General features: G+C 71.7%; 45 protein-coding genes. 39 read left to right on the top strand and 6 right to left on the bottom strand.

The features are described from left to right. The first annotated feature begins 6 nt into the window (after nucleotides 1-6). Nucleotides 7-1,548: a recombinase family protein gene (locus AB0F01_RS03550; RefSeq protein WP_362089506.1), complete on the top strand. Its 1,542-nt coding sequence runs from the start codon at nucleotides 7-9 to the stop codon at nucleotides 1,546-1,548. Here AB0F01_RS03550 and AB0F01_RS03555 read toward each other — a convergent pair. Continuing rightward, nucleotides 1,478-2,020: a hypothetical protein gene (locus AB0F01_RS03555; RefSeq protein WP_362089508.1), complete on the bottom strand. Its 543-nt coding sequence runs from the start codon at nucleotides 2,018-2,020 to the stop codon at nucleotides 1,478-1,480. The genes AB0F01_RS03550 and AB0F01_RS03555 overlap by 71 nt on opposite strands. Before the next feature lie 15 nt (nucleotides 2,021-2,035). Further along, on the bottom strand, nucleotides 2,036-2,494 hold the full coding sequence (locus tag AB0F01_RS03560) for a hypothetical protein (RefSeq protein WP_362089510.1): 459 nt from the start codon (nucleotides 2,492-2,494) through the stop codon (nucleotides 2,036-2,038). 193 nt (nucleotides 2,495-2,687) lie between these two features. Between AB0F01_RS03560 and AB0F01_RS03565 the strand changes: the two genes are divergently transcribed. The 22 genes from AB0F01_RS03565 (at nucleotide 2,688) to AB0F01_RS03670 (ending at nucleotide 12,176) form a co-directional block, all read left to right on the top strand. Further along, nucleotides 2,688-2,969, top strand: a complete 282-nt coding sequence (locus AB0F01_RS03565; protein ID WP_362089512.1) for a helix-turn-helix transcriptional regulator — start codon at nucleotides 2,688-2,690, stop codon at nucleotides 2,967-2,969. Beyond that, complete coding sequence (locus AB0F01_RS03570) at nucleotides 2,966-3,145, top strand: hypothetical protein (protein ID WP_362089514.1); 180 nt, start codon at nucleotides 2,966-2,968, stop codon at nucleotides 3,143-3,145. The genes AB0F01_RS03565 and AB0F01_RS03570 overlap by 4 nt, the downstream gene beginning before the upstream one ends. A gap of 92 nt (nucleotides 3,146-3,237) precedes the next feature. Next, the gene (locus AB0F01_RS03575; RefSeq protein WP_362089516.1) at nucleotides 3,238-3,630 is read left to right on the top strand and encodes a hypothetical protein; all 393 of its coding nucleotides are present in this window, start codon (nucleotides 3,238-3,240) and stop codon (nucleotides 3,628-3,630) included. Continuing rightward, entirely contained in the window at nucleotides 3,627-4,337 is a 711-nt protein-coding gene (locus AB0F01_RS03580; protein ID WP_362089517.1) for a hypothetical protein, read from the top strand. The genes AB0F01_RS03575 and AB0F01_RS03580 overlap by 4 nt, the downstream gene beginning before the upstream one ends. Continuing rightward, on the top strand, nucleotides 4,337-4,531 hold the full coding sequence (locus tag AB0F01_RS03585) for a hypothetical protein (RefSeq protein ID WP_362089519.1): 195 nt from the start codon (nucleotides 4,337-4,339) through the stop codon (nucleotides 4,529-4,531). Before AB0F01_RS03580 ends, AB0F01_RS03585 begins: the two co-directional genes overlap by 1 nt. Then, nucleotides 4,528-4,899: a hypothetical protein gene (locus AB0F01_RS03590; protein ID WP_362089521.1), complete on the top strand. Its 372-nt coding sequence runs from the start codon at nucleotides 4,528-4,530 to the stop codon at nucleotides 4,897-4,899. Before AB0F01_RS03585 ends, AB0F01_RS03590 begins: the two co-directional genes overlap by 4 nt. Then, entirely contained in the window at nucleotides 4,896-5,354 is a 459-nt protein-coding gene (locus AB0F01_RS03595) for a hypothetical protein (protein WP_362089522.1), read from the top strand. The genes AB0F01_RS03590 and AB0F01_RS03595 overlap by 4 nt, the downstream gene beginning before the upstream one ends. Continuing rightward, nucleotides 5,351-5,740: a hypothetical protein gene (locus AB0F01_RS03600; RefSeq protein WP_362089524.1), complete on the top strand. Its 390-nt coding sequence runs from the start codon at nucleotides 5,351-5,353 to the stop codon at nucleotides 5,738-5,740. The genes AB0F01_RS03595 and AB0F01_RS03600 overlap by 4 nt, the downstream gene beginning before the upstream one ends. Then, nucleotides 5,737-6,093 carry a LuxR C-terminal-related transcriptional regulator gene (locus AB0F01_RS03605; RefSeq protein WP_362089526.1) on the top strand — a complete coding sequence of 119 codons (357 nt, stop codon included), beginning with the start codon at nucleotides 5,737-5,739 and terminating at the stop codon, nucleotides 6,091-6,093. The genes AB0F01_RS03600 and AB0F01_RS03605 overlap by 4 nt, the downstream gene beginning before the upstream one ends. Next, the gene (locus tag AB0F01_RS03610) at nucleotides 6,090-6,368 is read left to right on the top strand and encodes a hypothetical protein (protein ID WP_362089527.1); all 279 of its coding nucleotides are present in this window, start codon (nucleotides 6,090-6,092) and stop codon (nucleotides 6,366-6,368) included. The genes AB0F01_RS03605 and AB0F01_RS03610 overlap by 4 nt, the downstream gene beginning before the upstream one ends. Continuing rightward, nucleotides 6,365-6,664, top strand: coding sequence for a hypothetical protein (locus AB0F01_RS03615; RefSeq protein WP_362089529.1), 300 nt, complete (start codon nucleotides 6,365-6,367; stop codon nucleotides 6,662-6,664). Before AB0F01_RS03610 ends, AB0F01_RS03615 begins: the two co-directional genes overlap by 4 nt. Next, nucleotides 6,664-7,590, top strand: coding sequence for a lambda-exonuclease family protein (locus AB0F01_RS03620; protein WP_362089531.1), 927 nt, complete (start codon nucleotides 6,664-6,666; stop codon nucleotides 7,588-7,590). The genes AB0F01_RS03615 and AB0F01_RS03620 overlap by 1 nt, the downstream gene beginning before the upstream one ends. Further along, nucleotides 7,587-8,459, top strand: a complete 873-nt coding sequence (locus AB0F01_RS03625; protein ID WP_362089533.1) for a recombinase RecT — start codon at nucleotides 7,587-7,589, stop codon at nucleotides 8,457-8,459. The genes AB0F01_RS03620 and AB0F01_RS03625 overlap by 4 nt, the downstream gene beginning before the upstream one ends. Then, on the top strand, nucleotides 8,456-9,208 hold the full coding sequence (locus AB0F01_RS03630) for an exonuclease domain-containing protein (RefSeq protein ID WP_362089534.1): 753 nt from the start codon (nucleotides 8,456-8,458) through the stop codon (nucleotides 9,206-9,208). Before AB0F01_RS03625 ends, AB0F01_RS03630 begins: the two co-directional genes overlap by 4 nt. Next, on the top strand, nucleotides 9,208-9,483 hold the full coding sequence (locus AB0F01_RS03635) for a hypothetical protein (protein ID WP_362089536.1): 276 nt from the start codon (nucleotides 9,208-9,210) through the stop codon (nucleotides 9,481-9,483). Before AB0F01_RS03630 ends, AB0F01_RS03635 begins: the two co-directional genes overlap by 1 nt. Further along, the gene (locus AB0F01_RS03640; protein WP_362089537.1) at nucleotides 9,480-9,761 is read left to right on the top strand and encodes a hypothetical protein; all 282 of its coding nucleotides are present in this window, start codon (nucleotides 9,480-9,482) and stop codon (nucleotides 9,759-9,761) included. Before AB0F01_RS03635 ends, AB0F01_RS03640 begins: the two co-directional genes overlap by 4 nt. Beyond that, on the top strand, nucleotides 9,758-10,000 hold the full coding sequence (locus AB0F01_RS03645; protein WP_362089539.1) for a hypothetical protein: 243 nt from the start codon (nucleotides 9,758-9,760) through the stop codon (nucleotides 9,998-10,000). The genes AB0F01_RS03640 and AB0F01_RS03645 overlap by 4 nt, the downstream gene beginning before the upstream one ends. Beyond that, nucleotides 9,997-10,635 carry a hypothetical protein gene (locus tag AB0F01_RS03650; protein ID WP_362089540.1) on the top strand — a complete coding sequence of 213 codons (639 nt, stop codon included), beginning with the start codon at nucleotides 9,997-9,999 and terminating at the stop codon, nucleotides 10,633-10,635. The genes AB0F01_RS03645 and AB0F01_RS03650 overlap by 4 nt, the downstream gene beginning before the upstream one ends. Further along, the gene (locus AB0F01_RS03655) at nucleotides 10,632-11,483 is read left to right on the top strand and encodes a hypothetical protein (RefSeq protein WP_362089542.1); all 852 of its coding nucleotides are present in this window, start codon (nucleotides 10,632-10,634) and stop codon (nucleotides 11,481-11,483) included. The genes AB0F01_RS03650 and AB0F01_RS03655 overlap by 4 nt, the downstream gene beginning before the upstream one ends. Then, nucleotides 11,480-11,770, top strand: a complete 291-nt coding sequence (locus AB0F01_RS03660) for a WhiB family transcriptional regulator (RefSeq protein ID WP_362089544.1) — start codon at nucleotides 11,480-11,482, stop codon at nucleotides 11,768-11,770. Before AB0F01_RS03655 ends, AB0F01_RS03660 begins: the two co-directional genes overlap by 4 nt. Continuing rightward, nucleotides 11,767-11,967, top strand: a complete 201-nt coding sequence (locus AB0F01_RS03665; RefSeq protein ID WP_362089546.1) for a hypothetical protein — start codon at nucleotides 11,767-11,769, stop codon at nucleotides 11,965-11,967. Before AB0F01_RS03660 ends, AB0F01_RS03665 begins: the two co-directional genes overlap by 4 nt. Next, nucleotides 11,964-12,176: a helix-turn-helix domain-containing protein gene (locus AB0F01_RS03670; protein WP_362089548.1), complete on the top strand. Its 213-nt coding sequence runs from the start codon at nucleotides 11,964-11,966 to the stop codon at nucleotides 12,174-12,176. The genes AB0F01_RS03665 and AB0F01_RS03670 overlap by 4 nt, the downstream gene beginning before the upstream one ends. Before the next feature lie 142 nt (nucleotides 12,177-12,318). Here AB0F01_RS03670 and AB0F01_RS03675 read toward each other — a convergent pair whose 3' ends face one another. Then, nucleotides 12,319-12,492 (bottom strand): hypothetical protein, encoded by a 174-nt coding sequence (locus AB0F01_RS03675; RefSeq protein WP_362089550.1) that lies wholly within the window; start codon nucleotides 12,490-12,492, stop codon nucleotides 12,319-12,321. Nucleotides 12,493-12,660: 168 nt separating this feature from the next. Between AB0F01_RS03675 and AB0F01_RS03680 the strand changes: the two genes are divergently transcribed. The 16 genes from AB0F01_RS03680 to AB0F01_RS03755 all read left to right on the top strand — a co-directional run bounded on the left by AB0F01_RS03680 (nucleotide 12,661) and on the right by AB0F01_RS03755 (nucleotide 20,278). Continuing rightward, a complete protein-coding gene (locus AB0F01_RS03680; protein WP_362089551.1) occupies nucleotides 12,661-13,176 on the top strand; it encodes an HNH endonuclease in 516 nt (171 codons plus the stop codon). Further along, a complete protein-coding gene (locus tag AB0F01_RS03685) occupies nucleotides 13,176-14,018 on the top strand; it encodes a hypothetical protein (RefSeq protein WP_362089553.1) in 843 nt (280 codons plus the stop codon). The genes AB0F01_RS03680 and AB0F01_RS03685 overlap by 1 nt, the downstream gene beginning before the upstream one ends. Then, on the top strand, nucleotides 14,015-14,545 hold the full coding sequence (locus tag AB0F01_RS03690) for a hypothetical protein (protein ID WP_362089555.1): 531 nt from the start codon (nucleotides 14,015-14,017) through the stop codon (nucleotides 14,543-14,545). The genes AB0F01_RS03685 and AB0F01_RS03690 overlap by 4 nt, the downstream gene beginning before the upstream one ends. Nucleotides 14,546-14,699: 154 nt before the next feature. Further along, nucleotides 14,700-15,077 (top strand): hypothetical protein, encoded by a 378-nt coding sequence (locus AB0F01_RS03695; protein WP_362089557.1) that lies wholly within the window; start codon nucleotides 14,700-14,702, stop codon nucleotides 15,075-15,077. Beyond that, nucleotides 15,074-15,253 carry a hypothetical protein gene (locus AB0F01_RS03700; protein ID WP_362089558.1) on the top strand — a complete coding sequence of 60 codons (180 nt, stop codon included), beginning with the start codon at nucleotides 15,074-15,076 and terminating at the stop codon, nucleotides 15,251-15,253. Before AB0F01_RS03695 ends, AB0F01_RS03700 begins: the two co-directional genes overlap by 4 nt. A 118-nt stretch (nucleotides 15,254-15,371) precedes the next feature. After that, the gene (locus tag AB0F01_RS03705; RefSeq protein ID WP_362089560.1) at nucleotides 15,372-15,719 is read left to right on the top strand and encodes a hypothetical protein; all 348 of its coding nucleotides are present in this window, start codon (nucleotides 15,372-15,374) and stop codon (nucleotides 15,717-15,719) included. 74 nt (nucleotides 15,720-15,793) lie between these two features. After that, complete coding sequence (locus tag AB0F01_RS03710; protein WP_362089562.1) at nucleotides 15,794-16,159, top strand: hypothetical protein; 366 nt, start codon at nucleotides 15,794-15,796, stop codon at nucleotides 16,157-16,159. A gap of 53 nt (nucleotides 16,160-16,212) precedes the next feature. Next, complete coding sequence (locus AB0F01_RS03715; protein WP_362089564.1) at nucleotides 16,213-17,298, top strand: hypothetical protein; 1,086 nt, start codon at nucleotides 16,213-16,215, stop codon at nucleotides 17,296-17,298. Next, nucleotides 17,295-17,519 carry a hypothetical protein gene (locus AB0F01_RS03720; RefSeq protein ID WP_362089565.1) on the top strand — a complete coding sequence of 75 codons (225 nt, stop codon included), beginning with the start codon at nucleotides 17,295-17,297 and terminating at the stop codon, nucleotides 17,517-17,519. Before AB0F01_RS03715 ends, AB0F01_RS03720 begins: the two co-directional genes overlap by 4 nt. Beyond that, nucleotides 17,516-17,833, top strand: a complete 318-nt coding sequence (locus AB0F01_RS03725) for a hypothetical protein (RefSeq protein ID WP_362089567.1) — start codon at nucleotides 17,516-17,518, stop codon at nucleotides 17,831-17,833. The genes AB0F01_RS03720 and AB0F01_RS03725 overlap by 4 nt, the downstream gene beginning before the upstream one ends. Beyond that, on the top strand, nucleotides 17,830-17,952 hold the full coding sequence (locus tag AB0F01_RS03730) for a hypothetical protein (RefSeq protein ID WP_362089569.1): 123 nt from the start codon (nucleotides 17,830-17,832) through the stop codon (nucleotides 17,950-17,952). Before AB0F01_RS03725 ends, AB0F01_RS03730 begins: the two co-directional genes overlap by 4 nt. Next, entirely contained in the window at nucleotides 17,949-18,269 is a 321-nt protein-coding gene (locus AB0F01_RS03735) for a hypothetical protein (protein WP_362089571.1), read from the top strand. Before AB0F01_RS03730 ends, AB0F01_RS03735 begins: the two co-directional genes overlap by 4 nt. Further along, nucleotides 18,266-18,655 (top strand): hypothetical protein, encoded by a 390-nt coding sequence (locus AB0F01_RS03740; RefSeq protein ID WP_362089573.1) that lies wholly within the window; start codon nucleotides 18,266-18,268, stop codon nucleotides 18,653-18,655. Before AB0F01_RS03735 ends, AB0F01_RS03740 begins: the two co-directional genes overlap by 4 nt. 3 nt (nucleotides 18,656-18,658) lie before the next feature. Beyond that, on the top strand, nucleotides 18,659-19,036 hold the full coding sequence (locus AB0F01_RS03745; protein WP_362089575.1) for a hypothetical protein: 378 nt from the start codon (nucleotides 18,659-18,661) through the stop codon (nucleotides 19,034-19,036). A gap of 97 nt (nucleotides 19,037-19,133) precedes the next feature. Further along, nucleotides 19,134-19,883, top strand: coding sequence for a hypothetical protein (locus tag AB0F01_RS03750; protein WP_362089577.1), 750 nt, complete (start codon nucleotides 19,134-19,136; stop codon nucleotides 19,881-19,883). Next, complete coding sequence (locus AB0F01_RS03755; protein ID WP_362089579.1) at nucleotides 19,880-20,278, top strand: helix-turn-helix domain-containing protein; 399 nt, start codon at nucleotides 19,880-19,882, stop codon at nucleotides 20,276-20,278. The genes AB0F01_RS03750 and AB0F01_RS03755 overlap by 4 nt, the downstream gene beginning before the upstream one ends. Nucleotides 20,279-20,372: 94 nt before the next feature. Here the strand turns inward: AB0F01_RS03755 and AB0F01_RS03760 are convergent, their stop codons facing one another. The 3 genes from AB0F01_RS03760 to AB0F01_RS03770 form a co-directional block, all read right to left on the bottom strand. After that, nucleotides 20,373-20,588 (bottom strand): hypothetical protein, encoded by a 216-nt coding sequence (locus tag AB0F01_RS03760; protein WP_362089581.1) that lies wholly within the window; start codon nucleotides 20,586-20,588, stop codon nucleotides 20,373-20,375. Between the two features lie 239 nt (nucleotides 20,589-20,827). Then, on the bottom strand, nucleotides 20,828-20,959 hold the full coding sequence (locus tag AB0F01_RS03765; protein ID WP_362089583.1) for a hypothetical protein: 132 nt from the start codon (nucleotides 20,957-20,959) through the stop codon (nucleotides 20,828-20,830). Continuing rightward, nucleotides 20,952-21,350, bottom strand: a complete 399-nt coding sequence (locus AB0F01_RS03770) for an AlpA family phage regulatory protein (RefSeq protein WP_362089585.1) — start codon at nucleotides 21,348-21,350, stop codon at nucleotides 20,952-20,954. Before AB0F01_RS03770 ends, AB0F01_RS03765 begins: the two co-directional genes overlap by 8 nt. Nucleotides 21,351-21,371: the final 21 nt, after the last annotated feature.

The raw sequence follows: 21,371 nt of genomic DNA on the forward strand, positions 1-21,371 counted from the left end.
CGGGGCATGCCCATCGCGCCCGAATACCTCCATCTCGTCCACCCCGGCGTGGAGTTCACCGCCCTCCTCTACGGCCGCGCCTCCCGCGACCCGAAGAAGAAGGGCCGCTCCGTCGCCGACCAGATCGCCTCTGGCCGGGACCTCTGCGAGCAGCACGGCTGGCCCGTCGCCGAGGTCTTCGACCAGGACGTCGACCGCTCCGCGTCCCGCCACGCGCGGCGGGCCCGCCGCGACTTCGAGGCGCTGATCGACGCGATCGAAGCCGGGCGCGGCAGGATCGTCGTGGCCTTCGAAGCGTCCCGCTACTACCGGGACATCGAGGCATACGTGCGGCTCCGCAACGCGTGCATGGGCGCCGGTGTCCTGCTCTGCTACAACGGGCAGGTCTACGACCTCAGCAAGCGGGAGGACCGGAAGGCGACCGCGCAGGACGCCATCGCCGCCGAAGACGAGGCTGAAGGCATCCGCGACCGCAACCTCCGCACCACGAGGGCGACCGCGAAGAAGGGCACCCCGCACGGCCGGATCCTCTACGGCTACGCCCGCCGCTACGACCCCGAGACCGGCGACCTCATCGAGCAGTACGAACACCCCGACCGCGGGCCCATCGTCCGCGAGATCTTCGAACGCATCGCCGCCGGTGAGACGGAGTACTCGATCGTCCAGGACCTCCGCGCGCGGGGGGAGCGGCTGCCCGGGGTGGAGTGGCAGCTGTACCACCTGCCGACGATGCTCAGGAACCCGGGCTACGCCGGGCAGAGAGTGTTCCGCGGGGAGGTGCTGCGCAAGGCGGAGTGGCCGGCGATCGTGCCGCCGGCCCTGTTCGACCAGGTGCAGCAGATCGTGCGGGACCCGGCGCGGCGGACGACGAAGGATTGGACGGTGAAGTACCTGCTGTCGGGCATCGCCCGGTGTGGGGAGTGCGGCACGGATCCGCATCTGCGGGTGGTGAAGACGCGTGGCCGGCGGGCGTATCAGTGCTCGGAGGGCTACCACACGATGATGCGGGTGGAGCTGCTGGACGGCTACGTGGAGGAGGCGCTGCTGGAGTGGCTGGCGACGCGGGCCGCGGATGCGTTCCGGACGGACGAGCAGCAGGCGAGGGCGGCGCAGGCGCGGGCCCGGCTGGCCGTGCTGGAGCGGCAGCTGGAGGAGGCGCGGGGGCAGGCGGCGACGGTGGACGAGCGGACGGGTGAGCCGCTGCTGTCGGTGGCGTCGCTCGTGGCGCTGGAGGCTGCGCTCGTGCCGCAGATCGTCAAGGCAAGGGCGGCGACGGAGGTGGTGCACGCGCCGCCGGTGGTGCAGGGTCTGGTGGGTGCGGGGGATGTGGAGGAGCGGTGGGAGGCGCTGTCGGTGGAGCAGCGGCGTGCGGTCGTGCGGACCTGTGTGAACGTGCGGTTGCATCGGGCTCGGGCGCGTGGGGTGCGGTCGGTCGAGCCGGGCCGGGTCACGCTGGTGTTCGCTGGGGAGGCTGGGTTCAGGGCCCAACTACGCCATGTTCGCGGGCCCGCGCGGCCTGGTGGGGGAGCTTCTCCGGGAAGGGTATGAGGGTGCCGGTGGCGGGTGTCTCGGCGGCGAGTTTGCCGCTCTGCATCATGAGGACGGTGGCTTCCATCGTCTCGCTGATGAGGGCGGCGCGCCGCTCCTCGAACTCGGCCTGGAGCGCTTCGCGTTCGGCCGTCAGGCGGGCGGCGAGGGCGCGGCGTTCGGCGATCATGTCGCGGTTGAGGCGGGATGCCTCGTTCTCGAGGGCGGCCTGGGCGGCGATGTAGCGGGTGCGTTCGTCGCCGGCCTGGCGTTGGGCGGCGGCGAGCGCGCGGCGTTCGTCGGTGGTGTCGACGGTCCACCGGTGTATGAGGGTGAGGGCGATGGCGAGGAAGGCGACGGTGAGGAGGCTGGCGCCTGCGATGGCGGGGGCCAGGTCGTCTCGGATGATGCTGTAGACGAGGGTGCCCAGTCCGCTGAGCATGGCTGCTGCTGCGATGGTGATGGTGGTGCGTGCGCCGCTCGTAAGCCCCATGCGATTCCCCCCGCGTCACATCTGTGCTGCCGTCCCTCCGTGGTCGCGGCGATCGGCGGCGGTGTCGTGGCCTTCCTCCAGGCGCTTGAGTCGCTCGTAGGTGGCGTAGAACATCTGGCGTCCTACGTCGTCCTTGATGCCGAGTCGGTCGGCCGCTTCTTCCACGGTGAGGGGAGAGCGTACCTGCGATCGATCGGTTTCGGACAGTGATCGGAGTGCTTCGTGTGAAAGTGTTCCGCTTTCAACGAGGAGGGTGCCCAGGTCCAGGCCGGTGGCGTCGGCGATGGCGGCGTAAAACCGGGCGTCCGGTACGGCTTTTCCTTGCCAGAGGCGGGTGACGCTGCTGTCTGGCATGCCGGTGTCGCGTGCGAAGCGGGCCTTGGCGCCGTGGCCTGTGTAGCCGGCGCGTTGGGCGGCGGGCACGACGATGTCGCGGAAGCGCTGGGCGCGTGCCGACTGGGGGGCGTCCGTCATGTGCAACGACTCTACCTCCCTATGTAGGGAGTAGCTAGAAATTCCCTCGCTCGCAAGGATGGCCATTTGGCCATCTGCCTGCATCGATGCACCTCACCCACCCTCTCGAACGCGCGTGCGATTCCAACATTCACCCCTCCCTCACAAGCAAGCTCCCTTGATAGGGAGGGCGAAGTGTGGTTGAGTCTCCCTCGTGAGCAAGGAACGCCCTGCTACCAGCGCCGACCCCTGCACCGAAGGGAGTGAATACGTGTTCCGCCTCAACACCGCCAAGCTGCGCTACATCGCGAAGAACCACGGCGACAGCAGCGGCTACGCGATCAGCCGCCGTACCGGAATCTCCGAGTCGTCCGTGTACCGGATCCTCAGCGGTACAGCACAACCTGACTTGAACTCAGCGATGCGAATCGCCGAGGCATATGACGTTGACCTGCGCCGTCTCATGAAGCGCGTCCCCGTCGGAGCCGCGGCATGACCCGCGAGCAGCGCCGCGCCCTCCTCGGCGACGCGGTCATCGCGCAGATCCACGAGCGCGTGGCGCAGGCGCCGGCCCCGGGCCCGGAGGTCATCGACGAACTGCGCCCGATCCTCGCCCGGCCGGCTGGCCGTGCGGTGCGGGCTGTGTCCCGTCCGGCGGCTGAGGCTGCCTGACCCCATCAACGCCGAAGGGCCGCCCGCTTTGACCGGCCTGGCGACCCCACGACTCGGCGACCCCGATCAATCCCATCGAAGGAGAGGTCCCCGTGACCACATCATCCCAGACCCGTCCGACCACCACGGTGGAGACCCTGTCGTTCCTCGACCGGCAGGCCGCCCGTGAACGGAACGCGTCCAACTACGAGACGACCGTCAGCTACCACGGCCTGCCCGCCTCCTCGCACATCGCGGTGCGGGCAGAGGCCGACCGGGTGCTGGTGACGGCAACGGACATCGACGTGCTCGCCGAGTGGCTGTTCGTGCAGGGCGGCACGGTGTCGACGGTGGAACTGCCGTCGGGGCAGACGGTGTGGACGCTGCGCACGCGGACGTGGACGGACTCGCCGGCGCTGTTCCCGGAGATTCCGGTGCACGTGACTGTGGTGCTGCCGTCGACTGAGTCGGTCATCCACGAGATCGCTGCGGCGGTGGCGGCGTGAAGCGCGAGGAGTTGCTGGCTGAGGCCAGGAAGCACGTGTGGGCGGCGTGGCAGCTGTCTGCTGAGGAGTTGGCTTCGCAGGCTGTGGCGACGCTGCACGGGATGGGGATGCTCGTCCCGGAGGGCGGCGCCCAGGAGCTGGAGAAGCTGGCCCGGCAGGTCGTCGCGTTGCAGGACGAGGTGGCCCGGGCTGTGCGGGTCGCGGCCGGTGCAGTGCGTGAGCGGGATCTGATGCGGGAGCGCGTGTCGGAGCCGTTCGGCTGCGCGCACTGCGGTGCGGCGAAGCGGGTGCACGGCCGTCGGTACATCGGCGGTGTCGGTATGCACGGCTGGGAGCGTCCGTCAGACGAGCAGGTTAAGGCTCGGATGTTGGCGCGTCGTGTCGCGTCGATGGCGTTGCCGTCGAATCTCTCGTTGTGGGAGGAGTCTGCGGCTACGAAGGCGTTGCGGGCCCGGGTCACCGAGCTGGAGGCGCAGCGCGAGACCCTCGTGGCCAGGCTGAAGCGCGGACAGGAGTGGCAGCCCGGCCGGACCCCGGCCCTCGTCTCGCAGGACTACCTGTCACAGGACGAGCTGCGGGCCATCTTCGGTATCCCGCTGGTCGCCCCGTGGGACGACACCGAGGACCCGTGGCACCCGTGCGGCTGCCCGAAGCGGTTCGACCGGCACGCCGACGGATGCTCGGCCACCCCGGGCGGTGGCGTCTGATGCCCGCCGCCTCCGTCTCCGAGTGGCTGACCGCCGGCGCCATCGGCGTCGCCGCGTTCCTACCCGGCGCCCTGCTCATCCTCTCCCTCGACCACCCCCGCCCCTCCCTCGCCCCCGCCCGCGGGGCCATCGGGCAGGCCGTGCTGTGGCTGGTCGTTCTCATCCACCTCATCCCGACGGGAGGCCGTCGATGACGACCCACTCCTCCAAGCCGCAACTCTCCTTCGAGCCCCGCGTCGACCAGCTGGCCGGCGTGCTGCGCGTCGACCAGATCCGCACCGACACGCTGGTGCAGCTCGTGCAGCACTGGGCGGAGCCGCAGGCCCGGGACGAGGTGCTCGCGGCTCTGGACGAGCTCGCCGACGTTGTCGGCCGCCCGGCCCGCGAGGGCGAGCTGGACGCGGCGGTCGAGCAGGTGGAGGACGCGGCCGGGATGGACACCGCGCAGGTGGACGTGCTGGTCCCGGATGTGCGGCGGCTTTTGGGTGAGCTGACGGTGGTGGCCCGCCGTCTGGGGCGGTTCGCTGTGCGGCGGGTGCCGGGTCAGCGGGGTGCCGCATGAGCACCCGCGACGAGCTGATCGGCTACTGCCTGGTCAACCTGCCCAACGAACCGGCCTTCGAGCACGCTGAGGTGCTGGCGGACCGCTACCGCGCCGAGGTGCTCGCCGACCGCGACAGGCAGTTCGTCGCCTGGCTGCTGAAGAAGTCCCGCGAGGAGGAGCACGGCGAGGTGATCGCCCGCCTCGCGTCGAAGGTCGCCCGTGGTGCGGTCCGGCCGAACAACCTCCGCACCGACTTCTTCCAGCCCGGCCACACCTACACCCACGTCGACGACGGCACCGACTGGAAGTTCCGCGTCGACACCGTCACCACCCACCCGGAGGACGGCGAGCGCACGGCCCTCGGCTGGCGGCACTTCCGCGGACAGTGGGAGCCCTGCGCCTACGGCGAGGACGACTACGAGATCCACCTGTACGTCGGCACGGCTGACGTCACCGAGGGCGGTGCGGCATGAGCATCCCCGCCCACATCCGCGCCCAGGTCATCGACGAGGTGGCCCACACCCTCCGCCAGCGCATGTCCGCCACCACCGCCACCACCGTCAGCAAGGCCGCCGTCCTGCGGTTCCTGACCCTGGAGGCATCCGCCGCCCGCACGGCCGCCCGGATCAGCCGGGACGACTCCACCCGCCAGACCGCCCTCCTCACCGCGATCCGCGCGGAGGGCGGCCGCTGGAAGGCCGGCCGCGCCCGCCGCACCTTGGCCGCTCTCGGCTACGCGGTCGCCAAGGGCACCGCCGGCGGGGACCTGGCCCGCCTCGCCCGGGCCGGTCACCTCGTCCGGCACGACGAGCCGGGCGTCACCTACTACACCCGCACGAGCACCACGGGGACCCGATGAGCACCAACATCCGCGACCTCACCCGACACATCATCGACGCCGCCGACGACCTCCACCTCCCCCTCACCATCCGCCAGGCCGGGCAGCTCGCCACCCGCGTCGCCATGGCCACCACCACCCGCCCCGGCACGGTCGTCCTGTCCGTCCGCAGCCAAGACACGCTTCTCTCCCTGGCCAGCGGGGAGAGCCTGGCGGACACCGCGGCCCGGCTGGACATCGCGGTGGACACCGTGAAGTCCCGCCGCCGGGCCCTGTACCAGCGGCTTGAGGTGTCGACGGCTGCTCAGGCGGTGGCTGCTGGTGTGCGGCTGGGGCTGCTGCGCCTGGACAGGGAGCAGGGGGCCGACGCATGAGCCGCCGACTCGTCCGCACCCTCACCTGCGACAAGCCCGGCTGCGCTGCCCGCTTCCTTCACGGCACGGGCGTCCGCCTCACCCCGTACACCGTGCTGCGGCACACCTCCCGGGCGGCCGGGTGGAACGGGGCGGAAGGCCAGGACTACTGCCCCGCGCACGAGGGCTGGCCGGGCTTCGCCCCTTGGGCGCTCGCTGGCCTGGCCACCAACCAGTGCTACCGCGCCCCCGGCACCGACACCAAGCCCCGCGTCAGGAAGGACCACGCACGATGAGCACCGCCCTCGACACCCTCATGGAGCACGGCACCGGCGCCCTGCCTCACCTGATCCGCCTCGCTGACGGGCCTGGCTACTGGCTGTCTGTCACCTCTGCTGAGGCGCCCGACGGGTCCCACCCTGTCGATGGCCAGTACGCCTGGTTCGACGTTCTGCTCGGTGAGTACGTGCTGCCGCCGGAGTCGTGGCAGCGGTACGCGGATGGGTCGGGCGAGTTCCGGGGGGTGCCGTCGCATCTGGTGCGGGCGCTGATCGCGGAGCACGGTGGCGAGCGTGTGGGTGGTGCTGCCTGATGACGACGACCGCGCAGGCCGGGGCCCACGCCCCGGCCGCCGGGCCGACCGTCCTCGGATGGTTCGAACCCGGCACACCCCAGTGGCACGCCGCCCGCGCCGGCGGGATCGGCGGCAGCGAGATCGCAGCCGTCCTCGGCCTCTCCCCCTACGAGTCCCGCTTCTCCCTCTGGCACCGCAAGAAGGGCCTCATCGCCCCGCCCGAGGAGAACCCCGTCATGTACTGGGGCAAGAAGCACGAGCCCACCATCTGCACCGAGTTCGCCGACCAGCACCCCGAGTGGATCGTTCACCAGTCTCCGACCTACGCGGCGGCCGGCCGTCCCTGGCAGATCGCCAACCCGGACCGCCTGCTGTACGTCCCGGGGACGGACGAGCCTGCCGCTCTGCTTGAGGCGAAGACCGCCCGCGACGACATCGGGTGGGGCGAGGAAGGCACCGACGAAATCCCGGTCTACTACCGGGCCCAGTGCCTGCACTACCTCGACGTCCTCGGACTCACTACCTGCCACGTCGCCGTCCTCATCGCGGGCTCGGAGTACCGGGAGTACGCCGTCGAGTACGACCCCGCCGACGCGTTGATGCAGCGGCAGGCCGGCGCCGACTTCATGCGGTCGCTCGCTGACGACGTACGGCCGGACATCGACGGCCACTCCGCGACCTACCAGGCCATTCGCGAACTGCCTGAAGGGCTGGATGACGTCGACGTCGAGATCCCCACCGCCCTCCGGGACCGCTTCCACGCCGCCCAGGACGCGTTCTGGGCCGCCGAAGACGAACTCACCGCCTGCAAGGGCCTGCTGCTCGACCAGATCGGCACCGGCCGGCGCGCGGTCTGCGAGCGCGAGCGGATCGCCACCCGCCAAGTCCGCGACGGCCGCACCTACTCCCTCATGCCTGCCCGCACCCGAAGGAACGCCCGATGACCGAGAACACCGTCTCCAACGCCGTCGCCGTCCGCGACACCGGCCCCGGCGCCATGGTCGAGCACTACAAGGCCGACCTCGCGCAGGTCATGCCGTCCCACGTCAAGCCCGACACCTTCGTCCGTCTCGCTGTCGGTGTGCTGCGCCGCGACCGGAACCTCGCCCAGGCCGCGCAGAACAACCCGGCCGCGTTGATGGGCGCACTGATGGACGCCGCGCAGCTCGGACTCACCCCGGGCACCGAGCAGTTCTACCTCGTCCCGAGGAAGCAGAGGGGCCGCCTGGAGGTCCAGGGCATCCGCGGCTACCAGGGCGAGATCGAGCTGATCTACCGGGCGGGTGCCGTCTCGTCGGTGATCGTCGAGGTGGTGCGGCAGTCCGACATCTTCCGCTACTCGCCGGGCCGGGATGAGCGGCCGGTGCACGAGATCGACTGGGATGCCGAGGACCGCGGCCCGCTCCGTCTGGTCTACGCCTACGCGGTGATGAAGGACGGCGCCACGTCGAAGGTGGTCGTCCTCAACCGGGCTCAGGTCACGAAGGCCAAGGCGATGTCGCAGGGTTCGGACTCGCCGTACTCCCCGTGGCAGAAGCACGAAGAGGCCATGTGGATGAAGACGGCCGCGCACCGGCTGACGAAGTGGGTGCCGACCAGCGCCGAGTACATGCGGGAGCAGCTGCGGGCGCAGGCGGAGGTGGCCGCGGAGCAGCAGGGGCCCGCCGCGCCGGTGCCGTCCGCCCCGCTGACGGGCCAGACGCAGCAGGACGCCGAGGAGGACGAGGGGGCCATCGAGGCGGAGTTCGTTGATGACGAGCCGTCCGGCGGCTGGCCGCAGGCTGCGGCGCCCGGATCGGGGGCCCGCCAGTGAGCACCTTCGCCACCGTCCGCAAGGCGGCATGGGACACCGAGACAACGGGCCCGAACCCGCTCGAAGACCGCATCGTCACCGCCGCGTTCATCGTCCGCGGCGGCGGCCGGCCAGACCGCGTCTTCTCCTGGATGATCAACCCCGGCGTGCCCATCCCGGAGGGGGCCTCCGAGGTCCACGGCGTCACCGACGCCATGGTGCAGGCCGACGGCCAGGACCCGAAGACGGCACTCGACGAGATCGCCACCCACCTCGCGCACGCCATCGGCTGGGGCATGCCGGTCATCGCGTACAACCAGTCCTTCGACTGGACGATCCTCCACCACGACCTGCTGCGCAACGGCCTCCCCACGATGGCCGAACGCGTCGGCCCTGGGCCGCTGCCGCTGATCGACCCGCACGTCATCGACAAGCAGTGCGACCGGTACGTGAAGGGCTCCGGCCAGCGGAAGCTGAAGCCCACCTGCGAGCGGTACGGCGTCCAGCTGGACGACTGGCACACCGCCGAGGCCGACGCCCTGGCCGCGCTCCTCATCGCGGAAGCCCAGTTCGACCGCTACCCGCAGCTCAACGGGATGGGCCCGGCCCAGTTGTTCGCGGCGCAGAAGGCGTGGCGGGCGGAGCAGCAGGCCGGCCTGCAGGAGTGGTTCCGGACGAAGGCCAGCCCGGAGCAGGGCGGCGATCCGAACAAGGTGATCGACGGCTCGTGGCCGCTGATCCCGGCGCAGCGTGCGGGGGGTGGGGCGTGATGTGGTTCGTCAGCCGCCGCCGGCACGAGCAGGAGCTGGCCGCCGCGCAGAACGAGATCGCGGCGCTCCGTCGCCGTGTCCTCGCCACGGAGGAACGGCACGACGAAGTGGTGCGCGCGCACAACAAGCTGGCCGAGGACTACGAGGCGGAGAAGCGCCGCGCGGACCGGCTGCAGGAGCGCCTCGACAGCGCGTTCGGCCTGAACACGCCCGCGGTGCGGGCCGGCCGTCACTGGCAGGCCACCCGCTCCGACCGGAAGAAGGCCGGGTCGTGAGCGGGTTCGAGGCCGCGCTCGGCGGCGCGGTCGCCGCGATCGGGGTGGGCGCGGTCCTGGTCGCCCGCGCCTGGCCCACCCCTACCGGCCGGCACCGCTCCGCGCGGCCGGGACAGCCGCCAGTGGAGGCCATGGAGCGCGCTGTCGCCTGGTGCTCCACCGAGCACCGGGTCACGGAGCACTTCCGGACCCGGGTGACACGGCAGTTCATCTGCTTCGACTGCCGTCAACCGTCGACCGATCCCCGCATCTACGAGTCCCGAGAGGGGGCGCAGTGACCGCCCACGGCCGCGCCAGCAGCTACAAGGACGGCTGCCGCTGCTCCGACTGCCGCACCGCCAACCGCCTGTACCAGGCCGACGCCAACGCCCGTCGCGCCGCACACCCCGATGGTGCCGACCGCGCGGGCCACGGCAAGCGCAGCACCTACGCGAACTACCGGTGCCGGTGCGACGCCTGCCGGGCCGCGAACTCGGCTGCGTGCCGTGAGTACCGAGAGAGGAGGCGTACCCAGTGACCGCCCCCCTGTTCGACCTCGACCAGGCCCCGGCCGCCACCACGGCGGCCGGGCCCCGGCCCCACAACCAGCCCCTCAAGGTCATCGGCCTCGACGTCGCCATGGGCACCACCGGCATCGCAGGCGAAGGCTGGACCGACCACGTCAAGGCCCGCGGCCAGTCCCAGCACTCCCGCTTCGAGCAGCAACTCACCGGGATCGCCGACCACATCCGGCACGCCGACTTCGTCGTCATCGAAGGCCCCGCCTTCTCCAAGAACAACACCGGCGCCGACGCCCTGAGCGCGATGCGGTGGATGGTCCGCCACGACCTGTGGAAGCGCCGCATCCCCTACGCAGTCGTCAACCCGGACCACCGGATCATCTACGCCGTCGGCACCGCCGCCCCGAAGGACCCGGCCACCGGCCTCCGGCTGAAGGGCGATCCGCTGAAGGCCGTCGTCCGCCAGGCCGTCGCTGAGACGTACGGCATCCACACGGAGGGCTCGGCGAAGTACGACGAGGCCGACGCCTACGTCCTCATGGCGATGGGCCTGCACTGGCTGGGCTGGCCGCTGGCCGTCGTCGGCGACGACCGCCGCCGCGCCCTGGACTCCGTGCGCTGGCCGAACCGCGAGGCGGTGACCGCCCGATGATCCGCGCAGACATCGCCGAACTGCTGCACGCCGGGTACGGCGACCGCACCATCGCACGCCGCCTCAACATCACCACCGGCTCCGTCACCCGCGCCCGCACCCTCCTCGGCCTGCCCAAGGCAAAGGGCGGCACCAAGCCGGCCGGGAGCATCGAAGACGCCTTCTGGCAGCGCGTCAGCATCCGCGACGACGGCCACATCGACTGGACCGGCAACCGCAACGCGAAGGGCACCCCCACCCTCGGCTGGAGCGGCGGCCACTACAGCGCCCTCCGCGTCGCCTACACCATCCGCACCGGACACCCACCCCGCGGCTACGCCTTCATCGCCTGCACCCACCCCGGCTGCATCTCGCCCAGCCACATCGACGACACCGCCGTCACCGGCCGACCCGCCCACCACCGCGGCGGGCGCGGCCGAAAGCCGAACGGCACCCGGGAGGAGGTCATCGCCCTGCTGAGGAAGGGCCTGTCAGACAAGGAGGTCGCGCGGCAGCTGCGCACCAACCCGCTGCGGGTCGCCAAGGTGCGGTCGGAGGAAGGCATCCCGTCGTTCGTCCGGCCGCGCACGTTCGAGGACCTGTGGGCCGCCCACGCCGTCCCTGTTGACGGCGGTCACGTCCGCTGGACAGGGAGCAGTGCGCAGAGCACGCCGACGGTGTGGCTCGACGGCCGGAACCACTCGCTGCGGCCGTTGGTGTTCCGGGCGCAGTTCGGGCGGGAGCCGGTCGGGCCGGTGCTGCCGGGCTGCGGGGTGCCGGCGTGTGTGGCGGGTGCGCATCTGGAGGACCGGCCGATGCGGCAGCGCACCGACGAGCTGTTCGAGGCGATCTTCGGGAGTGCCGCATGACCACCCTGCGAGCGCCGCTGTGGCGCGACGACAGCCTCTGCGCGCGGCCCGAGTACAGCTTCGCCAACTGGTTCCCCGAGAACGGCGACGCCGACCGGGCCCACGTCACCACGACCGCCAAGGCCGTCTGCCACGCCTGCCCCGTCCGCGCCGCGTGCCTCGAGGACGCGCTCGCTGCGGAAGGCAGCAGCGGCGCCGCGTACCGGCACGGCATCCGCGGGGGCCTCACCCCGAAGGAGCGCCGGGCTGTCTACGAGCGCCGTCGCGACACCGCGAGCGCGGCGTGAACTCCCGGGTCCCGCAGCCGTGCGACACCCCGCGCGACGACCACAACGGGCCGGTGCGGTTCTACGTCACCGGCTGGCGCTGCGACGCGCACTCCCCGTGGGCCGCCAAGGGCCTCCCACGGCCAGATGCGGGGCCCGGGCCCATCTACGCCTACCGCGCCGCGGACCCCACCGACGACAAGGAGCCCACCACATGACCACCACCGCCGCTGTTCTGCCCGCCCGCTACAAGCACGTCCGCGGCCCGGACCGTGAGCGGCTCCGGCAGCAGGCCGCCGACCTGTACGCGCAGGGCTGCACGATCGCGTCGACCGGACGGCAGATCGGCCGCTCGTACTCGGCGACGCGGCTTCTGCTGCTGGAGGCGGGGGTGCGGCTCCGCGGCCCGGGCGGCAGCCTCCGCTGACCCCACCGACCGGCGGCCGGTCCTTCCCCTTCCCGGCCGCCCGCCCGGGGCCCGCGCGACTTCCCCCCGAGCGCGGGCCCCGGGACCCAGACAGCACGAAGGCCCCGCCGAAACGGGGCCCACACGAGAGGAGGAGACGGTGTCAGTCAGGACGCTTCGGCAGAACCGCCTTCGGCCGGCGCAGGTACCAGGCGATGAACTCGCGCAGGATGCGCGACCTCTCCCTGTTGCCCACCAGCTTGCCGAACTCCACCCAGTCGTCCTCAGGGATGCGGACGGGGCGGGCCGGCGTGTGGGTCTCCCTCGCTTCTGCCATGCGCGGAGCCTACCGCGTGTGCACACACGATCGCTAGACGGAACGTTGCCGTGTACGTACACGAGGGATAGGATCGTGTACGTACACGGGAGTGTTCAACTCCCTTTCACGCACAGCTCAGTGCGCTCTCACGACGACTACGTCAGCACACCCGAAGGAACCTCCTGCATGGCCGTCTCCAAACGCCTTCGATTCGAGATCTTCCGCAGGGACAACCATGCGTGCCGGTACTGCGGTGCCGCGGCTCCCGGCGTGAAGCTCACCATCGACCACGTCATCCCGACGTCGCTCGGAGGCAGTAACAAGCCCAGCAACCTGGTCACCGCCTGCGCGGACTGCAACAGCGGCAAGACCAGCAGCATGCCGAACGCGATGGTCGTCGCGGACGTAGACCAGCAGACGTTCCGCACGGGCGCTGCACTGAGGATCGCGGAGCAGGCTGGAGCGCAGGGCGCATATGAGGCATGGCGCGCGAACTGGCACACCCTTCACGCCGACACCCCGCCCCCAAGCCTCGACCACGAGTTCCACGTGCGCGTTGCCGACGCCTTGCGGGAAGGCCGCACCCCCGCCCACCTGACGCAGGCCGCCCGCTCGGCCGCCATGGGGCGTAACGCGGAAGTGGACTACTTCGCCTACCACATCGCCTGCGACGAGGCCGACGAGAAGGCCGGTGACCTCTGATGGCCCGCATCCGCACGATCAAGCCCGAGTTCTTCACCAGCCTCACCATCGCTGACCTCCCGCTGACGGCGCGCCTCACCTTCATCGGCCTGTGGACCCACTGCGACGACGCCGGCCGCTGCGTCGACGACGCCCGGCTCATCAAGGCCGCCCTCTGGCCGCTCGACGACCGCACCGCGGCCGACATCGAGATCGACCTGAAGGAACTCACTGAGTCCTCACTGATTACTCGCTACACCCTCAATCGCAAGCGGTACCTCGCCATCACGAACTGGTCGGAGCACCAGAGGATCAACCGGCCCTCGCCGAGCAAGCTCCCCGCCCCTGAACAGGGCGAACCGTCCCCTCCCGACCCCGTGACCAGGGAGAACGGCGACTCACTGAACACTCACGCACACCTCAGTGAGGACTCACCCCAGGAAAGGAACAGGGAAGGGAACAGGGAAGGGAAAGGAACCCCCCTACCCCCCGCGTCACAGTCCGGCCACCCCGCCGTCCCGCAGACGGGCGAGAGGCACCTCGCCGACCGCATGACCGACGCCTTCCTCGACCGCTACCGCACCGGCAACGCCTACAGCCGACGCCAGGTCCGCACCACCATCTCCGACGCCCTCACCAACGGCACCGACCCCGACGAACTGTGGAAGGCCCTCGACCGCCTCGGATCCACCTCCAAGCCCGTCAGCGCAGGAACCCTCCAGTTCGCTTTCTCGGAGATCCGCAAGGCCTCCAACGTCATCGCCTTGCCCGGCCAAGCGCGCTCCACCACCGACGAGCGTGTCGCCGCCGGCCTCGCCCTCGCCGCCGAACTCCGCGCCCTCGAAGAAGGGAACACCGCATGACCCCCGCCGACACCGCCGAACTCCTCACCTTCGCCGCCGCCTTCGACCGCCGCACCATCGGCAAAGCCGACGTCCTCGCCTGGCACACCGTCCTCCACGACATCGACCTCCAGGACGCCAAAGACGCCGTCACCGCCCACTACAGCCGCGAAACCCGCTGGATCATGCCCGCCGACATCCGCCAGCACGTCCAGGCCCAACGCGCCGACACCGCCGCCGACATCCAGGGCCCCGGCCTCCCCGCCGCCATCCCCGACGCCGACCCCGACGACGTCCCCGCCTACCTCGCCGCAGTCAAGGAACAGCGCACCCGCGCCGCCGACGGCCAGCTCCGCCCCCGCCCCGTCCGCGAGCTCCTCGCCGGCGTCGGCCGCACCGTCCCCACCCAGACCCGCCAGACCGGCCCCCTCACCGTCGCCTGCCCGTACTGCGGGGCCGAACCCCTCCGCCGCTGCCGCCGCGGCGAGAACGGCCTGTTGGTCGGCTACCACCCGTCCCGCATCGACGCCGCGAAGGCCACCGCGTGACCGCCCACGACCACCCCGAATGGGCCATCCGCTGCCCCTGGTGCGGCGCCCCACCCGGCACCCGCTGCACCACCCCCACCGGACGCCGACTCACCATCCCCAGCCACGACGCACGACGAAACGCCCACCACACCCAGAAGAACGGACCCAACCCATGAAGGTCTCCCTCTGCAAGCACTCCTTCCCCGTCAACCCCCCACACGGCACCCTCGCCAACCCCGGCGACTGCACCGGATGCGGCACCACCTGGGCCGACGTCCAAGCCGAGCTGGACCGCCAGGAGAACGCCCTCCGCCTCGGAACCGCCCACCGCGCCACCTGCGCCGGATGCGGACACACCCGCATGGTCTTCCGCTACCAGCGCGAACAGCAGCCCTGGGACGAGCAGGAGCCGCCCGTCATCTGGCTCTGCGTCCGCGACTGGAGCTACGCCCGCCAGCGCGAAGAGGCCACCGGGTTCGTCGACTTCCACGACCTCTTCCAGCACGGCACCGACGAACAGCTCCTCGCCGCCCTGCGAGGCGCCCTGTGATCCGCCTCGACCTCCCCGACATCCCCACCACCGACCGCCTCATCGAAGCCCTCCACGTAGCCGCAGGAACCCGCCCCGGAACCCCCCAAGCCACCGAATGGCGCCGCATCGCCCACGACCTCGAAGACGCCCTCGACGCACTCGAACCCCCACAAGCACCACCCACCGCCGCCTGACCACTACCCCGCGACCGGGCTGACCGGTCACCACCCCACCCGCGCGCAGGGGGCCCGGTTCGGTGGATGCCCGCACACCTGACCCGCGAGTAACAACCCACAACCTTGAGGAGAACCCGTGACCCAGCCCACCGTCTACCGCGTCGAGTTCGGCCCGGCGTGGCCTGTCCCGCCGATCGTCCTGCCCTACACGGACCCGAACGTTTTCCACCGTGCGATCACCGCGCACGCGATGCCGCACCTCGTCGCGAAGCTCACCGAGATGGGCCGCCCGGAGCTCGCGGACTGCTTCTTCCAGACGGACCGCGACCTGACCGCAGGCCAGTTCATGTGGCTCGACCTGGCGGGTGAGAAGGCCGCCCGGTTCTGCTCGGCCCGGCTCACGCCCGTGGAGGTCGAGGAGGGCGACGGCAGCCCGCGTCACGAGATCTGGTCCGCGCGCTGCGAGGACGGCTGCTGCCTGTGATTGCCGGCGGCCCGGGGCGCAGCAATCGCCCCGGGCCTGCCGTGGACCCTACCGACCCCGTCAGGAGACACCCGATGACCACACCCGCCGACGAACTCCGCACCGCCGCCCAGACGCTCATGGACCTCGCCGACACCGCCCAGGAAGACCTCGACACCAACGACTACTGGAAGCCCTACGACAAGGCCACCGCGTGGCGTGACGGGCTCACCAACGGCATGGGCGGCGCGTCCGGCGACCTCGCCGCCGTGTTCTCCCCGACCGCCGCCCACGCTCTGGCCAAGGTCCTCAGGGAGACCGAAGCCCTCCACACCCCGACCACCTGCCATCACGAAGGCTGCATGCCTCATGGCTGCGAGTGGTGCGCCGACGAGGACTGGCCGTGCGCAGACCTCCGTAACGCCCTCGCTGTCGCCCGCCAGATCAACGCCCGCCTCTGACCCCGCTCTGGCCGCCCCCGACTGCGGGGCGGCCCCAACCCTGGAGAACCCCGATGTCCCGACTGATCCACGCACCCTGGACACCCGAGCAGGTCGACGCCCTGAACCGCTTCCAGCAGATGGGCGGCATGCACCCCTTCACCTGCGGCGGGGATCACACGCCTGGCTCCCCGGTACTGGTCGCCCGCGAGGACGGCTGGCACTGTCCTCAGCCCTACGGCGAGCACTGCGACTACCGGCAGGACTGGGCGCCCGCGTTCATGGTCGAGCGCGGTGCCACCCTGTCTGCTGTCGTGGCCCCGCCCACCGACCACACCGCCGCCGAGGACCGGCGACAGCGGTATGCGGCCCCGCTGTACGAGATCATGCGCCACAACGGCTGGGACGGAGAGCGCACGGAGCGCGTGGTACGGGAGATGGACCTCGTCCTCGACGCCGTACTCGCCGTCGCCAACGTCGAACAGGCTGAGCTTCGGGCCGCCGTCCTCTGCGAAGCCGACTGGGTCGTCGAGCACTGCCCCGACCATGGGTGCGTCGAGCCCTCGACTGAGGTCTGCCACTGCGAGATCGCTGACCGACTGCGCCGCCGCCCCGCCGCCGTGCTGCCCGAGCCCGCCGACCGGGCCGCCGTCCTCCAGGAAGGCGCCGAAGCGATCGCCGCGCACCCCGGCCCGTGGTGGGACACCCGCGACCGGGACGCCGCCGCCGAACTGCTGCGCCGCATGGCCGCCGACGAGCAGCCCGGGGCCCGGCACGTCCACATCACCATCCACCACCCCGACCCCACCACCGCCAACACCGCCGCCCTGTGCATCGCCGACCTCGTCCGCGGCGAGTACAGCGACAGCCACCGGCTGACCATCACGACCGACGCCCCGGGAACGGGGGCCGCCCCGAGCCGCCCGGCCGACGAGACACCCGGCACCACGCCGCAGTCCGCCGAAGACCCGGCGCGCATCGACCGCCTGCGCCCCGAGTTCGCCGAGCACGCCAGCGTGGAAGCGATCGACGCTCAGCTCCGGCGTGCCCGCCGACAGATGGGGCTGTGGGAGCAGCGCGTCCGGAAGCTGACCGGTCTGAGGCAGAAGCGCGAAGGCCAGCCCGCTGCCGGGGCGCGGCAGGACGGGGCGCAGCAGTGATCGCCCGCATCATCGGCCACCTCGCCACCCACCTCACCCGCGCGGCTCACCGCCTCGGCACCCACACCTACCTGTCCACCGGCTGCCTCCACCACGACCACGCCTACTGCCAGAACGCGACCGGGCGGGCGGGGGCGAAGCGGCCGGCGGAGTGCAAGACGTGCGCAGCGCCGTGCATCTGCCGCTGCCACACCGCCGCGAAGGCCGGGGGTGCCCGGTGATCGCCGAGATGGTGTCCACCGCGCAGCACGTGATCGTCGGCGCGGTCGTCTGGGTGTGCGCCGCCACCGCGGTAGGGGCGCTCGCCCTGGCCGGCCTGGCGTGGCTCGCCCGTGCCGCCGTCCGGAAGGTGGCGGCGGCCGTCGCGGCGCGGCACGCCCGAGAAGCCGCCTGGACGCCCGCAGGAGCGCCTAACCCCGGCCCCGGCGACTCCAGCGCCGCAACACCCCCTCCCCGCCCGCCAGACGCACGCACAACGCCGCCGCTCTGGGCCCGCACCCAACCACTCGAACTCGACTACGGAGAAGCCGCGTGATCAGCCGCGCGCTCGGCATCGGCATCGTCCTCGCCCCGTTCATCTCCGCGCTCCTCCTCGGCCTCCACCGAGGAGGGCGCGCCCTCCACAACCGCATCTCCGGGAAGGACCGCCCGTGACCCCCGCCCGCCGCACCGCCCGCACCTGCCGAACCATCGCCCTCATCACCACCGCCACCGCCCTCTACAGCGCCACCCACCACCCCGCCTACGCCCTCCCCGGCCTCACCGCCGCCGGCGTCCTGGCCTACGTCGCCACCACCTACGACACCGAAGACCACCGCATCAGAGCCCGCCACGAACAACTCGCCCGCGCCGCCCTGCAAGACGCCCGCACCCTCGGCATCCCCCAGCCGTGCTGCCGGTTCTGGCAGACCACCGACGGCGCCCACGGCCCCGACTGCACCCGCCCCGACGACCCGAGGACCGCAGCATGACCGCCCGACACACCGTCGACACCATCACCGACGACGCCCTCGACACCCTCTACGACCAACTGGCCGCCGCCCGCGAAGCCCTCAACTCCGTCCACCGCACGATGGTCCACGACTCCCGCGACTGGGCCCGCGACCGCCGCGACGCCTGGCTCTACGCCATCCTCATCGGTTGGACCTGCGAAAACGACCACCCGCACGACGACGACTGCATGGGCGACGACCCGCTCACCGAGACCGCCGCACGGCACCGCTGGGACGCGGACACCGTGGCCCGGGTGCGCTCCTACCGGGCCGCGATTGCCGCGCTCGGGGTCGACGGGGCCGGGCAGCCAGCCGACCGGGCGGAGCTGCCCACTGTCGTCTGCGTCGAGACCAAGGAGCAGTGATCCATGGGCACCAACTACTACGTTCACACCCCCGTCTGCCCGAACGCCTGCGAGCACTGCTCAGCCTCCGAGGAACTCCACCTCGGCAAAGCCTCCGTCGGCTGGCGGTTCCTCTTCCGAGCCGAGCCCGACTGGCTTCGCGAGAAGGCGTACAGCCTGTGGCTAGAGCGCGCGAGGTCCGGCGAAATCCGTGACGAGTACGGGCAGCCCACCACCCTGGACGACCTGCTCGCCCTCATCGCGCAGAAGCAGACCGGCCGTAGCCACGCCGTCGACGACCCGGAGATGCGCCGCGTCCACGGCAGGGCTCTCTACGACAGCCTGCGCTCATCCGACTTTGTGTGCGACGGCTACGACTTCTGCGACCGCAGCTTCTCCTGAGCACGACGAAGGGGCGCGCCCTCACGACCTCCCCAGGCCAGGCACGCCCCCACCGGTGGCCTCACCGTACCGTCCCGCCAGCACCACGGAGCGCACGATGACCACCACCGCCACCCACCTCCGCACCATCGCCCTCCACTGGACCGACCTCCGCGAAGCCCTCGGCGAGCCCGCCCAGCTCGGCGCCTTCGGCCTCGGCCTGCGCGGCTACCTCGCCCGCCTCGACGCCGCCGACGCCGAACAGATCGAGTACGAACGCCACCAGGCCGCCCACCTCCGCACCCTCGAACGCGACCCGATCCAGCTCGGCACCCGCCCCGTCCCCATCCGCCTGCACATCCTCGACACCATGCGCACCGTCGAAGCCGCCCTCGTCCAGTGCGCCGACGACATCGCGCACGCCGCCCAACGCGCACCCATCACCGTCCCCGCCGCCCGCAAAGCCGACTACCGCACCCTCCGCGAAGCCCGCATCGCCGCCGCCGAACGCACCCGGCAACAGCAGCTCGCCCACGCCGACCGCGTCGACCCCCGCCGCTGGCGCTGGACCGGCACCCGCACCGCACCCCACGCCGCCCTCTGGCTCCTCGCCCGCATCGAACGCGCACCCGGCCCATGCCGGCGCATCACCGAGCAGGAGGAGCAGCGCATCGGCGTGGTCGCGGCCAGCGCCGCGGACCGGGTCGAGCGGGCCCTAGACATCGCGGCGCAGCGGCGGACGCTGTCGGCTCCGTGCCCGGGCTGCGGCGGGCCCGTCGACGTCCACGGCGGCGAAGGACGCGCCCCGCTCGCCCACTGCACGGGGTGCGGGCGGGTCTGGTCCGAGGGCGGGGTGATCGCCGCATGAGCACCGCACCGGTCGGCCCGACGGCCGTGATCGCACGGCGCGTTCGGGAGCTACGGCGGCGCCATGGCTGGACAGCCGCCGACCTCGGGATCCGGCTGTCGGAGCGAGGCATGAAGTGGGACCGCTTCACGGTCGCCAACCTGGAGAACGGACGGCGGCAGAACGTGACCGTGGTCGAACTCCTTGCCCTCGCGGCCGTGCTGGACGTCGCCCCCGTCAACCTCCTCGTCCCGCTCGGCTCCGAGCCGTACCAGGTGACGCCAGACCGCACCGAGGACGCCGACAGTGTGCGCGCCTGGGTGCGCGGGGAGCAGCCCCTCCTCGGCGCCGACCCAGCGGCCGTCCGGACCTTCTACGCCGAGGCCCCCCTGGAAGACCTCCGGAGGCCGACGTGACCCGCGCACGGCCCGCCGCCCCCTCGTCGGGTGCGGCGGGCCGTCACTGGGGGCGCCCCTCCCAAGTGGCACCCCGACCGTACGGCCACGGAGGTCAGTGCGTCCAGACGTCCGGCCCGCCACCCCGCCACTCGATCAGCCCCGACCGGACCACGTCCATCTCATCGAAGCTCTGCAGGCCGGCCTCCTGCATGAACCGGGCGACATCCTGCACGCTGTACGCCAGCCCGAGGATCGTCCCGTCCACCCGGACGCGCCGCCCGCCCTGCTCGTCGGGCGGGTACACGATCACGGGACGCTCGGCAGCCATGCCCCCAGAGTGCACCGTGTTGACGTGGAGCGCGCGCCCGACTGCTCCGGTCTGCCATCCTGCCCGGATGGACGAGCACGACGAGCACGAGCAGCAGGCCGCGGCCGCCGAGCCGGACGACGACGCGATCACCGGGGAGGTGCCGCCGGTCGGCGAGTACCGGCTCAGCACCCGCTGACCCCGGACAGCAAGAGAGGCCCCTGCCGACACCCACGGCAGGGGCCTCCGTCATGCGCGGGCTACGGCCGCACCTCCTCCGGACGGCCGGACTGGCCCACATCCGGCGGAGTCCAGGGCTCCGTCTCCAGCTGCCGCATCTTCCACTCCAGGTAGTCGGCCAGCCAGTCCCCGCCGACCTCACGCTCAGCCATCCTGCGCCTCCTCGACCGGGCCGTACCCCGCCGACTCCAGCTCGTACTGGAGGTCCCCGACGTCACCACCGAACCCGTCGTTCGCGTCGGCGATCCACTTCCACACGATCGCCAGGACCGCGCGCGCATCCGCGCTGAGCGCCGGCGCTTCCATCTGCTGCGTCTCTGTCTGCGGCATGGCCGCTCCTTCGTCTCTGGGTGCGAGGTCGGTCCGCTTGCCCTGCTGCGGCGGGTTCGCCTCGAACCAGGCGGCCACCTCGTCAGCGCGGTACACGATCTTCGTGGAGCCCTCGACCGGGACCGGCTGAGGGAAGGTGGGCCGGCGTCGGTACGTGTGCAGCGTCGACCGGCCGATCCCGTGCTCCTGCTCGATCTGCTTCAGGGTGATCAAGCGGCTCCCCTCGCTTTCAGG

Origin of the sequence: Streptomyces sp. NPDC029526, assembly GCF_040637405.1 — a bacterium.
In the GTDB taxonomy this organism is placed as follows: Bacteria; Actinomycetota; Actinomycetes; order Streptomycetales; family Streptomycetaceae; genus Streptomyces.